Consider the following 13,651-nt stretch of genomic DNA (forward strand, 5'->3'; position numbering starts at 1 on the left):
CTGAAATATCAGAAAAAGAAATCGTTTATTAGATTTTCATGAATGTGTAATAGCCTGTTTTGTTGCAAGAACACATTTTCCATGGCCTGCTTGCTAATCATAGCTTTTTCATGAACAGCTTGAATTTGTAATGAAGCAGTAGTAAGGATTGATTTGGTAAATATGTAAGTATTTTTTATTTTATTTTGATTATGTAGAAGAGAGGAAGTGCTTTCTCCTTCTTCGCAAAAATCATTGCTATTTAATGATTTAATGCTAATTAAAGTGATGCCAGAAGAGGACGAATGTAGGTGAGAATTCAAAAAGATCACTTGAAGGGAAGATAAGGCATATTCTTCAAAAGCTTTCAATTGTTGATGTAGTAATGCGATGTGTTCATGTAATTGAGTTAGTATGAATAAAGAAATTTTATATTGTTCTTGAATCCATAAAATTTTCTTTATATGAAATATATCAGCTTTTGCTTGATTTTTTGTCTTATAAGAAATTCCTTTTTGTAATGTTTTTTTTATATAATCATTGTGGGTTTTGTCTAAAAAAATTTCTCTAACACGATGCAAAACATAGCTATTATTAATAGTTACGCAGTTTTTAATTTGATTAGTGGTTGTAAGATAAAAATCATGACTTACTCTCTTCTCGTGATGGAGGAGTAGAAGATCCATGCGGATGAGAGACATTTGGTCTCTTGTCTTGAGAGGATTCGTTTCTTGAACGAAAGCAGTCACTTGATTCTGAGCCTCTTCTTTTTCTAGTACAGTCTGTTTGTGGATATTGACCTGGATGACTTTGAAGTGGATGTGGGCCAGAAGTTCCTGATGGATAACCCTCAGGATAAGCACAAGCTCCTGTTTGTGATATTCTTTGAGGGTATTGAAATTGAGGTGGATTATGGACAGAAGGACCATATGGAGCTGGTTGATAGGAAGGCCTTGTACCTCCTTGATGATGAGGTATGTCTAAATAAGGATATGGAGGGTATCCTGGTGCTTGTTGTTGGCTATGTGGATCTTGCTGGTAGGAAGGCCTTGTACCTCCTTGATAATGAGGTATGTCTAAATAAGGATATGGAGGGTATCCTGGTGCTTGTTGTTGGTCATCTAGATAATTGTGTGGTCTCTGATTAAACCCATGAGCAGAAGGTTGTATATAGGCATTTTGCTGTCCCATAGAAGGAGTTTTTTGATGCATGCGCTCTCGAGCATAGTCTCTTAATCCTGTTGAAGGAGAAGGAGCTTGAGGAGCAGCTGCATAAAATTGTGCTTCTGCTTGTCTTCGGGCTATATGGTTAGGGTCGTTGTGTATGCCAGGAATCCATTGTTGTTGTGGTACACTGCTCATAGCCATTTGGCTGAGCATTGTATTTTGTTGTGAACACAATCCAGCATGACGTTCATTTAAGCTTCCAATTAAAGTTAGGGACTGCTGCATCTGTTGTTGCATACTCGTTAATTGACTTTGAAAATTAGAGGAAGCTGTTTCCATAAAAGAAGAAAATTGTTCTGCTCCCCAAGTTAAATAACTCGGTCGATTTAAGGCTGGATGTTGTGGAAAAGGATTTGTGGGTCTATGTGGATTGTTCCATGTAACATCACTTCTTAAAGATGTTCCTTGATCTTGTTGAAAAGGAGTAGGGAATTGAAAGGGAGATGGAATGCATGAAGGAGCTGCGCTACCTGGTGTAGGTATAGCGAGCTTTAGTTTAGGGTGTCTTTTTTTAGATGTATGTTTTTCTGTAAGAGGCATTAGATCTTCTTCACAGGTTAATCCCTGAAAACGAGCTTCTAAAGCCCCAATACTAGGTGGCTGAGGTGTTGCAGGTTCTCTAGATGTAGATGTTGCTAATTTGCCAAAAGAGTGATCAGAAGCACTAATACTCTTTATTGTTAAAGTTGTTTCTTCAGCTTCTTCAGGTTGGCTATGGTGAATTTGTGAAGAATAAGATGAGGGAACCTGAAGATATTGACTAGAGGGAGTTGAATAAACAGTGCTTGGGAGGTTAGATGGATAATTTGTTGAAACGACAGAAGCAGCCTGACGAGCGCAGTTATCAATGGCTCTTTCAATGCTTCTTTCAGCTGCTGCACTTGCTCTTTCTGTGATCCATCGATATGCTTTAGATCCTAGCTGTGAGCCTATATGCAAAGCAAGATTAAGGCAAGATGTATTGAGGCCACCTTCGCCACAGCCTTCTTGAATAGCTTCTTTAATACTTTGTAGGATAACATGTTTTGTTGCTTTAAGGGCAGCTTGAAGGATTTTTTCCCTTTCTTCTTCTGAAATCCTTAATTCAAAAAAGCTTAATGATCTAGAAACGATTTGACCAGAGAATGCAAGAGCTTTTTGTACTAATATTTTGCTAGTGGCTTTTCCTTCAGAAGATAGTGGAGTGCCTGGGGGTGTTAAAATTTTATAAAAAACAGCTGCATCATCAAGGCTCAAAGGTTCTCCTGTCCAAGGATCTATATATGGATCAGCAGCTGTTTGTGGAGAGTGAGATGTTCTAGGGATTCTTGAAGGGGAAAATGGGCTATTATTACCACTTCTATCAGAGGTTTCACAAGGATCCAATTGACCTGAAGATGAAGAGTTAACAGAAGAAGATCTTTGTATTACAATGCTAGCCATGGCTGCAAGAGGAGAGGTTGCTGATGGAGGCGTTCCTATAGGGAATGGTAATTCATCAGAAGAAGAAGAGGGGCTATTATGGGATTTTATTTTATTAATGCTCATATGATATATTAAAAATTTAATTTTTATACCATTAAATTATAAATGTTTCATTATTATTATTATATAATAATTTAATTATTGTTGTTTAATAAAGCTTTGGGGTGGATGTTTATTTATGATTAAAAGAAAAAAAAAAGACATTATTATTAAAGTAAAGGTATCTCCAAGATGCAAGCAATCTAGAGTTATAAAATGGGATAAAGAAATTCTTCAAATAAGAGTACAAGCGTTGCCTATAAAAGGAGCCGCAAATCAAGAAGCAGTAACACTATTGGCTAAATTTTTTGGTCTATCTAAGAGAGATGTTACTTTGCTTACAGGGGAGACATCAGGATATAAGCGTTTTATGATTTCTGAAATATCTGAAGAAGAATTTCAAGAAAAGGTTGCGCAAATTTTTTAAGTAATAAGATGTCTAAAACTATTTAGTGCAGGAGGAATCGTAGGTCCTAATAGAAATTTATGGGTTAAAAAATCAGAATAAATGCTTAAAGCTGCTTCTGCAGTTTGAACAGAAAAAAACAAGTTATAGATCCATAAAGAGTTCGTATTAGTTTTATTTTTCAAATTAGATTGAAAACGAGGGGCCATCTTCTCTATCCAGAAAGATGGAGGCCCAAATAAAAGAATAGGTATGCAGGGCTTGATCTTAAGAGCAACTAAATTTTCTTCCATAGCTAGTTCTAAGTCTGAGCCAATTCCTCCTTTTAAAAATATAGGAAAATTTGCATAAAGATTTTTTTCGCTATCTAGATACTCTTCTAAAAGATAGCTCATTGAAGAATCTGCTGTTATATATCGTCTATTTTCTGTAGAAGGGGCTAAATTTTCTTCGAAATTGACTTGATTAGAGCAGCTTAAAAAATTATATTTTTTAGCAATACGTTGTCCAACATTCATTGCTCCATCGCCTTCACCTGTTATAATGGCGATGGAATGATTTTTATTGAATAAAGGATGACTCGAGTTGTTTTGAATTATTGGAAGCTCTTTAAAGAATTTAAAAAGCTCGATTTCATCTTGTTTGTTTATAGTTGTAGGTAAGTGAGAACCATAAATACCAAAAAAGATAGCTTTTTTTAGAGCTTCTTTTTTTTCTGTAGGAACAAACAAAGCTCTTCCATATTCATGAGGGAGGTAATCTCTTAGACTCTTTTTTTCTAAATTTACTTCAGTAACAATAATTCCAAAATTATGAAGATCATTAAGCAAGATTTTTTCTTCTTTTGATAGATAATGCATTTTATTATCAGAAAATTTAAAGAAAAGACGTTTGAGATGTTTTCTGATAGCAAAAGAAATAAGCAAGCTTTTGATTAAAGGAGAAGGGAGATAAGTGAGAAATAAAGAGCCTTCTTCTTGAAAAAGAGCGACTTCAATCTTCTTTAAAATATGATAGCATGGATCTGTAGTTAATTGGTTTTCAATAGAATCTATATTTAAAGAATGACTGGATATAGAAGAGGCTGTAGACCAATATTCTGCTTGAGGAGGGAGTAAGGTGTGAGCTGAAATAAAAAGAGCAGCTGAAATATTTTTTGGAGCGCTCTGAAAGATTGCATGGACAGTTTCAAAAGAAAGTTTATCCAGCAAGAAAGGATAAGAATTTTTTACAGTTGTAAAAGATTTTTTATACTCAACTTTAAAGAATTCTAGAGGTATATGAGTAATTTCTTCTTTAGATTCCCCATACAATTCATAAATTTCACCACTATATGTGGATTCAGGAAGCAAAAGATCTGCGCTAGTATGGTTAAATCCAATGGGTAATTGATCATGTGCAACTCGGACAAATGTACAAGAGATATGAAAAGGCAAGGTTTTAACAAGTAACATTTCACCAGGAGTAATTTTTCTCTTCAAATAAGTTTTACGATTTTGATGAAGTTTAAGAAATGGACGATAAGAGATACCTTCTTTTAGAGATTGACCAATAATGTCCATTGGAAGTGTTTTGTAATTATCATATACCCATGTGCCAGCAAGTAAATCTGGATAAGCAATGGCTCGATCATCTTTTATGCTCACATAAGGAAAAAGTTTTTTAGAATTTTTCCAATCAACTAAAGGAAGTCCTAAATAAGAATTGATGGCTTGCATAGCCATTAATTCATCAATTGATCGTATAAGTCGTCGATCATCAGCACAAAATAACTTGCCAACTAAAGAGCCAAGACCAAGTTGTTTAAGAATAGCAATGCCAGGCATCCCAAAAGCGATAAAAGAAACTTCAGCAATTGCGCTTAATTCTTCTTTGTTGAATGTAATTTCATTGCAAATTGCTTCTATTCCCAGCTGAGCTAAGACGCTTTTTAAGTTAAAGGATAGAAGATTCTTAGGCAATGTATGGCCTAAAAATGTAGGAGATATATAATTAAAAAAAACTTGAGTATCTATCTGTAAAGATGTTTCTTTGGATATATGAATAATAAGGCCATCTTCAGTAATCATACTATGGTCTTTCTGCGAAAGGTGCATAAGCTTTTTTTTTGTTTTTATATTGCGAGATATATCATAAGAGTCTTTAAGATTTATGAATACTACTAGAGAAAAGATGAAATTTTTTTCTTGATAGACTTTTTCTTTTTTATAAAGAATATAATTGTATAGGATGCGATGTAGAAATATGCGTATGTTATAAATGAAAATAGCAAATAGATAGAAATAAATTGTGGAAAAGTTGTTAATGAATTATGAATAGATTCATAAATACTCTGCTACAACCTAGATTTTCAATTGTTTATAAATATTAGCTATTCTTTTTTGTTTGAAGAATTAATGAAACTAGGCAGAATCCCTTGTTTCTTTTTTTTAAAGGATGTGATTAGTGCAAACACCTCGCAGTGTGGGTACTCACGACGGTTCATTTCATGCAGATGAAGTAACAGCCTGTGCCTTACTCGTTTTTTATAAGTTAGTAGATATTGATAAAATTATCAGAACTAGAGAAGGGAGCGCGTTAGCAGCTTGTGAATATGTTTGTGATGTGGGTGGGCTTTATGATCCAGCATCCAAGCGGTTTGATCATCACCAAGTTTCTTATGAAGGAACATTAAGTAGCGCGGGAATGATATTAATTTATTTGCAAGAAAGGGGTTTATTGTCTGGAGAAGAATATGAATTTTTTAATGCTTCACTAGTTCATGGTGTAGATGAGCAAGATAATGGAAGGGTATTTTCTCCTCCTGGCTCTTGTTCTTTCTCAGATATTATTAAATTTTATAATCCTTTAACGAGTGAAGATGGGGACAATACTACAGAAGCTTTTCTTGAAGCTTTGTATTTTACTTTAGGGTTGCTAGAAAAATTACATAAACGCTTTATTTACAATTGTGAAAGTCGAGCGATCGTTCTTGGGTTAATGGCAAAAAGAGATGCTCCTTGTATGCTTTTTGAAAGAGTAATACCATGGATGGAGACTTTTTTTTCTACAGGTGGAGAGCAACATCCAGCATTATTTGTCTTGTTTCCTGGTGGGATACATTGGGTGCTACGGGGGATTCCACCTTCATTTGAGCGTAGAATGGATGTGAGGGTGCCTTTTCCAGAAGAATGGGCAGGTCTTTTAGGAGATGAGTTGAAGCAGATAACAGGAATTTCTGGTGCTGTTTTTTGTCATAAAGGACGCTTTGTTTCTGTTTGGGAAACAAAAAAGGATGCATTAGCAGCTTTAGAACAAACATTGAAATTACAAGGAGTATCTCATTATGACAACAGTGTTCGAAAAGATTATAAAGGGGGAGTTATCTTCTGAAAAAGTATGGGAAAATGAACGTTTTTTAGTTATTAAAGATAGATATCCTAATGCTCCTATACATTTATTAATTTTACCTAAAAAACATTTTCCTTCTTTACAGGCTGTTGGTCCTGAAGATATTGGAATGATGGGAGAAATTTGGGTAATTATTCAAGAATTAGCTCGAATGTTTAAGGTTGATCAATCTGGATATCGTATTATTGTAAATAATGGTGTAGGTGGAGGACAAGTGATCTTTCATCTACATGTTCATTTTTTGGCAGGAAAAAAGTTTCCAGTATATCCAGAATCTGAAAACGAGTAATAATTTGACTTTGCTTACGTATATATTTTTTATAGTTATCACTTTGTGTTACTCTGTCTGGCCAGTATTTGCAGAAGATCAGATAAACCCAGATAATGAATGTGAACGCAAAGTAAGAGCCTTTATAGCTCTTAATGATTATCCTAGTGCAAAAAAGCATGCTTTACACTTTCTTAATGCACATCCTTTTCATCAAGGTCTAACAAGGGCTTTACTTAAAGCAACTGCATATAATGATTCTTATGAAAAATGGTTTTTTTTATTTGATGAACACAAAGCTTTCATTCCAGCGCTAAATGATGATATTGTATGTTGGTTTGATTTTTGTAGAGCGCAGTTATTAAGTAATATGCATGAAGCAGCAGAAAATGTACGATTAGTAACAGTTTTGGCTGGCATGTTTGTTAAAGATCCTATTTTTAGTCATATTTTACAAAAAGGAATGAAAGATTCATCAATACGAGTTAGAAGGTTAAGTGTTTCTGTCGCTACTGGCTATGGTGGAGGCTCCCCAGAAACTGAAGCAATTATGGCAGCTTCTAAAGATCTTTCTGAAAAAGTAAGATTAGAAGCTTATCATTTTTTAGCAGCTCGTAAAATTAAAGATTCTGCAGAAATGTTATTGAGCACAGCTTGTAGTAGCTGTGTAGGAAGAAATGAGCGTAATGTCGCTCTTATGGCTTTCGTGAATTTAATGGATGGATTAAGTCAACAAGAAGCAATAACAGGCTTGGCTGCACCAGATGTTCAACAACGTTTAATAACATGCGCATTGTTAGAAAAATTTCCAAATATAGAAATGATTCCTTTATTGATAACTGCCTTGCATGATCCCCTTGTAGAGGTAGTAATGAGTGGAATAGAAGCATTATTACGTATCCCACAAGCATACCTTGAATCTCATCAAGCATATTTAAAACAAACATTAATGCATTTAGTATCTGTTTCATCACATCATTCTGTAAAAGCAGGGGCAAGTGCTCTTTTAGCTTTATATGGGTGTGAAGAAGGAAAAAATTTGCTTATACAAGGGACTCAAGCAAAAAATCTTAAAGAGAGAAACGCTTTTGCTGCTGTTTTAACAGCTTGTGGAGATATTGGAGCAGATGTTGCTCTTGAAGCATTACAGGATGTAAAAGATCCTCATCATAAAGCACAGTTTGCTTTAACTTTATTTTTTAGAAGGGTTCATGCAGAACAATCTTTAAAAATTTTAGAAGAATATGCAAAAACTTATGGTATAAATTCTCAAAATCTTGAAGAAGATAAAGGTGTATTTTTTACATTTTCTTCTTTTCAAAAAGAATCTATAAAAATTCGATCATTAAAGTTAATAAGATTGTTAATAGCGAACCGAGCAGACTCTTCCAAAGATCGTATAAAAGAAGTATTAAGTTTAATGCCAGAATATGAAAGTTATGCAGATAGTGTTTTTTCTGATTCAGCACCTGTAGGATTAAAAGAATGTTTACATGAAATTTTTTTACAAAAAGAATCTCAATTGAAGTTTAAGGCAGCATTAGCTTCAGCTATTTGGTGCAAAGACTTGACAGTCACACCATATTTAGAAAACATTTATTATACATCTGGATATCATGAAAAAGCACGCATTCTTCAAGCTTTTATTGCTCTAGGAGTTTCAGATGCTAAAGCTATATTATTATGTAGAGAGGCTTGTAGAGAACCTCAAAGATTGTTGCGTACCTTAGCAATGAGTGCATTACTTAATTCAAATTAAGAAAAACCCACCAAAAAATTAATAAAAATCTTCAGGTGGGGTGATATTTATATCGTTAATTCTAAGAGAGAGGATGTAAATTTCTTAGAATGATTTGCGGTATTTTAGCGTGGATGAGCCTACCAATTCTTTCATGATAGTGCGTTTTTTTCCAATATAAAGATTCAAGGCTGTTTCTTGATCTTTTAATTTTTCCCGAAAGTTTTCATCAGTTAATAAGTCAATAAGTTTACTTATTATGAAAATCATGTCTCTTATAAAGCGAATAACCTTACTAGGAAAGAGTTTGTTTAAAAAGGCATTTAACACAATTATTACTCCTTTTGTATTACGGTTAATATTAATAACCGAATTATTAATAATATTTCAAATTAAATGTATTTGTCAATAAATAATTAAAAATCAATAATCTATTAAAACTGTAATAGATAAATATTCTCACTTCTTTCCCATCGATAAGAATAAAGAATACCTTCTTGGAAGAGAAAAGGAAGAACATACTGTAACCATTCACCATTTACTTGTTTTGTAGGAATCATTTCTGATGGAAGGGTGTTATGAGGAAAAATGCCTTGTTCCCATTGGCCACTTATAGCTACAAAGCGTGCTGCACGGCCGCCATGATGTGAAATATCCCTTTTTTTAGATTCTTCTATATGCTGGTTCACAGTTTTTTCTAAAATATCTTGGATGAACATTTTTAATGTCACTATATCATTGTTGATATTAATGCCCGAGTGAAGAAGATTCATTTTTCTTTTACGCAATTTTTTTATATCTATGCAAATAGGAGTGTAAAGATGGCCTCTAAGAGTCACTTTTTTTAAAAAATCAGAATAAGAAAGAGAAGATTTTTGTTTTCTAGGAAAGTTAGTTGAATAAATATTAGCAGATGCAATTGAAGAAGGCTCATGGATTAAATGATTTGTAGTATCTTTAGAAATAGTGCTAACAGAGTCGAATGCTTCTAAGTATTTAAGATTTAATGGCAAGAGGGAGGGCTTTATAGTAGAGTCAAGGCATAGATTTTCTTTATTAGCTAAAGCTTGGATCTCTTGTATAAGTAAATTATGTTGATCAAAGAATGCCTTGGAGGGTACTAAGTCATGCTGATTTGTTGGTAAAGGAGGAGGAGTGGGAATATCATATTGATAATTCATCATGGGTAATTGGCTAGTTGTGGAAGATAAAGTTTGATCGGCATTATTTTCTTCTTCTATTATAGATTGCTCTTCTGGGGTTCTTATTTTTGAAGAAGGATTAATGTCAAAGTTTATAGTAGCATTAGAAATTATATTTTCCTGATCCTGAGTTAATACACAGTTGGATAATTCTAGAAGACCTTTTAATACTGCAGTTGTATGAGCAGAGTGATTGTGCATTTTTGGTAATGTTATAGATGTTGCCATGGAAAGAATGAGTTTATTGGTATAGGAGGGTAATGATTCTATAAATAAATTTTGATTTCCTTTGTTAAGCGATGTAGTTGCTAATATTTTAATGTTATTTTTTTTTATTCCTGTAAGTCCTGTGTGTTGAATAAGACAGATTAAGTCTTGAAAAGCAGGAGTGAGTGATTGTGCTTGAGAAGGCTCGAGGTCTTGAAGGAAGCTTGCAGAAAAGTTTTCTTTTATAATAAGCGCTAAAGATCGTGTTTGATCTAATGGAATATATATAATTTTTGTTTTAGGAATAACAATAGAAGATAAGCCATAAGTGTCTTGGACTTCTCTAATTGCATCAAATAAGTTTTGTAATGATAAGCATGAGGTATTAAGGAGTTCAGTATTACAAAAATCATAAAAACCGCTGGTGTCCTTTAAAGGTAATGGAATAATAAATTCAAATTCAGGAAAGCCAGCTAGTTGAAAAGAAAATGTTTTTAATAAAGGTTCTAGTTTTAGTTGTTCTTTGTTTAGCAAATGTATTTTTTTTAATATAATAGGTAACTCTTTAGTTAAAATGTTAATAACAAATCTAATTTTATTTGGGGCGTATATAGAAGTTGTTTTAAAAAGATTTTTACTAGTAATGGGCAAGGGAATTATTTTTGATGATGGAGATTGAGGTGGGTATATTGAAAGAGGAGGTTCTTTTATTAGATAATTATTAAGCGCTTGAGTGTAAAATGTATATAATGAGCGCATAATTATTTTAATTATTAAAATTATCAAAGGAACTATCAAAGTAAAATAAGAAATAATTTTTATAGCTGTAAGTACAAAAGAAGAATGATTAGAAATTCCCTTAACTTCAAAAAAGCCAAAATCATAAATATTTTGATAAGGCATTACATAAAATCTATGAGAATTGATGCAAAAATAGTCTTCTATTCCATTAAAAAATGAAAAAAAGGCAGCATGATGATTAGGAAGAGGAAAAGAGACAGGGTTAAAAAAAGAAATAGGATTCATTAAGCCATCACATTTTTGTTTCAAAATGATGATTCTTATAATGCTAATAAGATTTACCCAGAATCACTATTTTTTTTATTTTCGTAAATTTTTTATTTATAAGTAATTTTTTTATAAAAAAATGCTTATGGATGTTGATGATAGATGAATTTGCCTCAGAAAAATTATTTAAATGTCATGAATTATTTTTTGTTACCATGACATTCAAAACAGAAGATAAAGTTATCTTTACAGGAAGAAGACAACATTTTGGGACTGTAGAAGGGTCTGTATTTGTCATTATTTGTTCATCTTTTTTTCTTAAAAATTGATTAAAAGTTTTTAATGTAAGCTTTTGGGTATATTTAAACCTAGGAAGATAGGAGGAATTTTCTGGAATACATAGAGACATTGAAATTGTTGGATCATTTTTATGAAAAAAAGTGACTGTACAATATCTAAAAGGAGTGGGTTCGTGGTCAGTTTTCAAAGTAGTATCAAATCTAATGATTTTTAAGCTAGGATCTTCAGTAATAGCTCTTCTTATTTCTTCTATAGTTTTATCGAAAAAAATTTTAAAATATTTTCTTCTTATTAAATTAGAAGTTAGCCAGGAAGGGAGAGTAAATCCAGTAGAGAGCTCATTTGCAATATAATCAATGTTATTCTTTACAGTTTTTAATATATAAAATTTACGTAAAAGAGTTTTAGCTAATAACATCAAAATAGGAATAATTAGTGAAAAGTAAGAGGTAATTTTTAATATTAATAAAAATTTATCATTAATTTTTAAGGGAGCTTGAAATAAATCAGATAATACAGATCTCTGATTTTGAATTTTATATTTACTAGGGAGGACTATAGCTTTTTTTTGAAATAAATCAAAATAATTATCTATTTTTTCTGTAAAAAATTCATGTAGAGTGAGTTGTTTAGCATAAAAAAATAAAGGAGTCCAGAAAGAAATTCTCATTAAAAATGATATCAATAATTACTTATAATTACAATAAATTAATGGGGCAGGCAGGGTTTGAACCTGCGACCTACGGATTATGAGTCCGGAGCTCTAACCACTGAGCTACTGCCCCAATAGAAAACAGAATGTTCTCAAACAAAGGATTTAAAAACAATGGGTGATTGCAAATTTATTTAAATATAAAGGTTATGTGCCTACATAGTTTCCTCATTAGAGGATGTTAAAAAATGTAAAGCGCGTTTTTTCATTTCTAAATGTATGCTCAGTAATCCATTGCTCCTTCCTGGAGAGAGCAAGTTAGTTAAATTTAGCTCTTTGATGAAATGCGGAGGGCACAAAAGAATAGTTTCTGCTTTTTCATTATTGTATATCCATAATAAGAGGGCGGCCATGCCAGCAGAAATTAATGCATTGGAATGTGCAAAAAATAAAATTACAGAATTTTTTTTTTCAGAATGAAGATAGGTTAAGGATTGGCATCCATGTACGCGGTTTTTTGAAATGATCCAATCTTCATTAAATGTAGGTAAATGTTCTCCTAAGGAGATAATTTCTTTATAAATATCTTTTTTTTGAGAAAGAGATGAAATTTTTTTTATCAGTGATGTTTGTTTTTCAAGACAGGTAGTAAATGGCATGGTAATTAATAAACGGCATGGTGATTAATTTAATAAAAATAATCATTATAACAGAAAGGAAATAATTTGGTTTAGTTATAAATTTCTTTTTCTAAAGTGGGGGAAAGATTTATAAAAGAAGCCTCTTTAGTATTTTGCATATTTATTAGATCCAGCTTAGCCTCCATAGAGGCTAATTGAGCTTTGATAGTTACATTTTCTTGCTGTAGTTCATTAACAGTAGTGCTGAGCTTATTGAATATAGATATAAAAATGGGGTCTGTTGTTGAGCCATTAAATTCATCTATAGGATTGCGAATAACTTGTTTATTCACCTTTTTAATGGTATAAATTAGCTGCATGGCCATAGAGTTTCCTAAGCAAAATCCAAAAAATCCTCCTAAAATTTGAGGAATAAGACCCATTGCTGTAGCTAGGACTGCTATGAGTACAGAAAGTAAAATTTGCCTTGTTCCATAGACATCTAATTGATAAAAACCAAAAGTTAAAAGCCCCCACAAAGTATTTTTTTCAGCATATTTATTTTTTCTATCTATAGCTAGGCCTGTAATCATACCAGCAATAATTCCAACACCAAAACCAATGCCTAATCCTAGTGCCAAGGGAAGAGCTGTAGTTTGAAATCCATTTAAAGCGCCAGTACAAGATATAACAAGAGCCCAAGCAATAAGGTAAACTAAGATTTTTTGCCATTTGTGTTTAATATATTCTGCTATACCTAGCACTGTTTGTATGAAAATTTGAGGAGGTTTAGGAGGGCATTTTGAAGATTTAAAAAAAGAAGTATTTGTTTGGAGGGTGGGATGACTTGTGAAAGATAGTGGTAATATAGGATAGTTAATTGTTTTTAATGATTGATGGGATAAATTAGAGGCAAATGCCATAATAAAAAACCTGAGACAGATATTTTGGAAAAAATTTGTAATTAACTGTATATTTTTTCTTAATAGAAATAAAAAGTATTGATATAATACCATCTTTTATTATAAAGAAACCATGACTAATTATAAATTATTCATTATTAAGGAATAAGATTTAGTGAATATTTTTTATTAAAAAGTTTTAGTTTTTTTCTATATGTGGGGTACTAAGTAGAAATGTTACTTGCCTCT

12 protein-coding genes and 1 tRNA gene are annotated in these 13,651 nt (G+C 32.3%); 4 read left to right on the forward strand and 9 right to left on the reverse strand.

Features of this window, described 5'->3' with window-relative positions:
- Positions 1 to 8 precede the first annotated feature (8 nt).
- Both CLAVI_RS03850 and CLAVI_RS03855 read right to left on the reverse strand, forming a co-directional pair.
- Positions 9 to 680, reverse strand: coding sequence for a hypothetical protein (locus CLAVI_RS03850; protein WP_194844276.1), 672 nt, complete (start codon positions 678 to 680; stop codon positions 9 to 11).
- Positions 622 to 2,733: a hypothetical protein gene (locus CLAVI_RS03855; RefSeq protein WP_194844277.1), complete on the reverse strand. Its 2,112-nt coding sequence runs from the start codon at positions 2,731 to 2,733 to the stop codon at positions 622 to 624. Before CLAVI_RS03855 ends, CLAVI_RS03850 begins: the two co-directional genes overlap by 59 nt.
- A 115-nt stretch (positions 2,734 to 2,848) precedes the next feature.
- On the opposite strand from CLAVI_RS03855, the gene CLAVI_RS03860 reads away from it, so the two are divergent.
- A complete protein-coding gene (locus tag CLAVI_RS03860) occupies positions 2,849 to 3,136 on the forward strand; it encodes a DUF167 domain-containing protein (RefSeq protein ID WP_228547639.1) in 288 nt (95 codons plus the stop codon).
- Here CLAVI_RS03860 and CLAVI_RS03865 read toward each other — a convergent pair.
- Complete coding sequence (locus tag CLAVI_RS03865; protein ID WP_194844278.1) at positions 3,133 to 5,211, reverse strand: hypothetical protein; 2,079 nt, start codon at positions 5,209 to 5,211, stop codon at positions 3,133 to 3,135. The genes CLAVI_RS03860 and CLAVI_RS03865 overlap by 4 nt on opposite strands.
- A 349-nt stretch (positions 5,212 to 5,560) precedes the next feature.
- On the opposite strand from CLAVI_RS03865, the gene CLAVI_RS03870 reads away from it, so the two are divergent.
- Genes CLAVI_RS03870 through CLAVI_RS03880 form a run of 3 tightly spaced genes read left to right on the forward strand, consistent with a single transcriptional unit; the run spans position 5,561 to position 8,532 of the window.
- Positions 5,561 to 6,487, forward strand: coding sequence for an MYG1 family protein (locus CLAVI_RS03870; RefSeq protein ID WP_194844279.1), 927 nt, complete (start codon positions 5,561 to 5,563; stop codon positions 6,485 to 6,487).
- Entirely contained in the window at positions 6,441 to 6,794 is a 354-nt protein-coding gene (locus CLAVI_RS03875; protein WP_194844280.1) for a histidine triad nucleotide-binding protein, read from the forward strand. Before CLAVI_RS03870 ends, CLAVI_RS03875 begins: the two co-directional genes overlap by 47 nt.
- Before the next feature lie 43 nt (positions 6,795 to 6,837).
- Positions 6,838 to 8,532: a HEAT repeat domain-containing protein gene (locus tag CLAVI_RS03880; RefSeq protein ID WP_194844281.1), complete on the forward strand. Its 1,695-nt coding sequence runs from the start codon at positions 6,838 to 6,840 to the stop codon at positions 8,530 to 8,532.
- Between the two features lie 84 nt (positions 8,533 to 8,616).
- Here the strand turns inward: CLAVI_RS03880 and CLAVI_RS03885 are convergent, their stop codons facing one another.
- The 6 genes from CLAVI_RS03885 to CLAVI_RS03910 form a co-directional block, all read right to left on the reverse strand.
- On the reverse strand, positions 8,617 to 8,781 hold the full coding sequence (locus tag CLAVI_RS03885) for a hypothetical protein (protein WP_194844282.1): 165 nt from the start codon (positions 8,779 to 8,781) through the stop codon (positions 8,617 to 8,619).
- Between the two features lie 164 nt (positions 8,782 to 8,945).
- Positions 8,946 to 10,946 carry a hypothetical protein gene (locus tag CLAVI_RS03890; protein ID WP_194844283.1) on the reverse strand — a complete coding sequence of 667 codons (2,001 nt, stop codon included), beginning with the start codon at positions 10,944 to 10,946 and terminating at the stop codon, positions 8,946 to 8,948.
- Between the two features lie 175 nt (positions 10,947 to 11,121).
- Complete coding sequence (locus tag CLAVI_RS03895; protein WP_194844284.1) at positions 11,122 to 11,898, reverse strand: hypothetical protein; 777 nt, start codon at positions 11,896 to 11,898, stop codon at positions 11,122 to 11,124.
- 42 nt (positions 11,899 to 11,940) lie between these two features.
- Positions 11,941 to 12,013 (reverse strand) — tRNA-Ile (locus CLAVI_RS03900).
- 82 nt (positions 12,014 to 12,095) lie between these two features.
- Positions 12,096 to 12,539 carry a SufE family protein gene (locus CLAVI_RS03905; protein WP_194844285.1) on the reverse strand — a complete coding sequence of 148 codons (444 nt, stop codon included), beginning with the start codon at positions 12,537 to 12,539 and terminating at the stop codon, positions 12,096 to 12,098.
- 71 nt (positions 12,540 to 12,610) lie between these two features.
- Positions 12,611 to 13,423, reverse strand: a complete 813-nt coding sequence (locus CLAVI_RS03910; protein WP_194844286.1) for a hypothetical protein — start codon at positions 13,421 to 13,423, stop codon at positions 12,611 to 12,613.
- Positions 13,424 to 13,651 lie beyond the last annotated feature (228 nt).

It is taken from the genome of Candidatus Clavichlamydia salmonicola (assembly GCF_015356765.1).
Taxonomy (GTDB): Bacteria; Chlamydiota; Chlamydiia; order Chlamydiales; family Chlamydiaceae; genus Clavichlamydia; species Clavichlamydia salmonicola.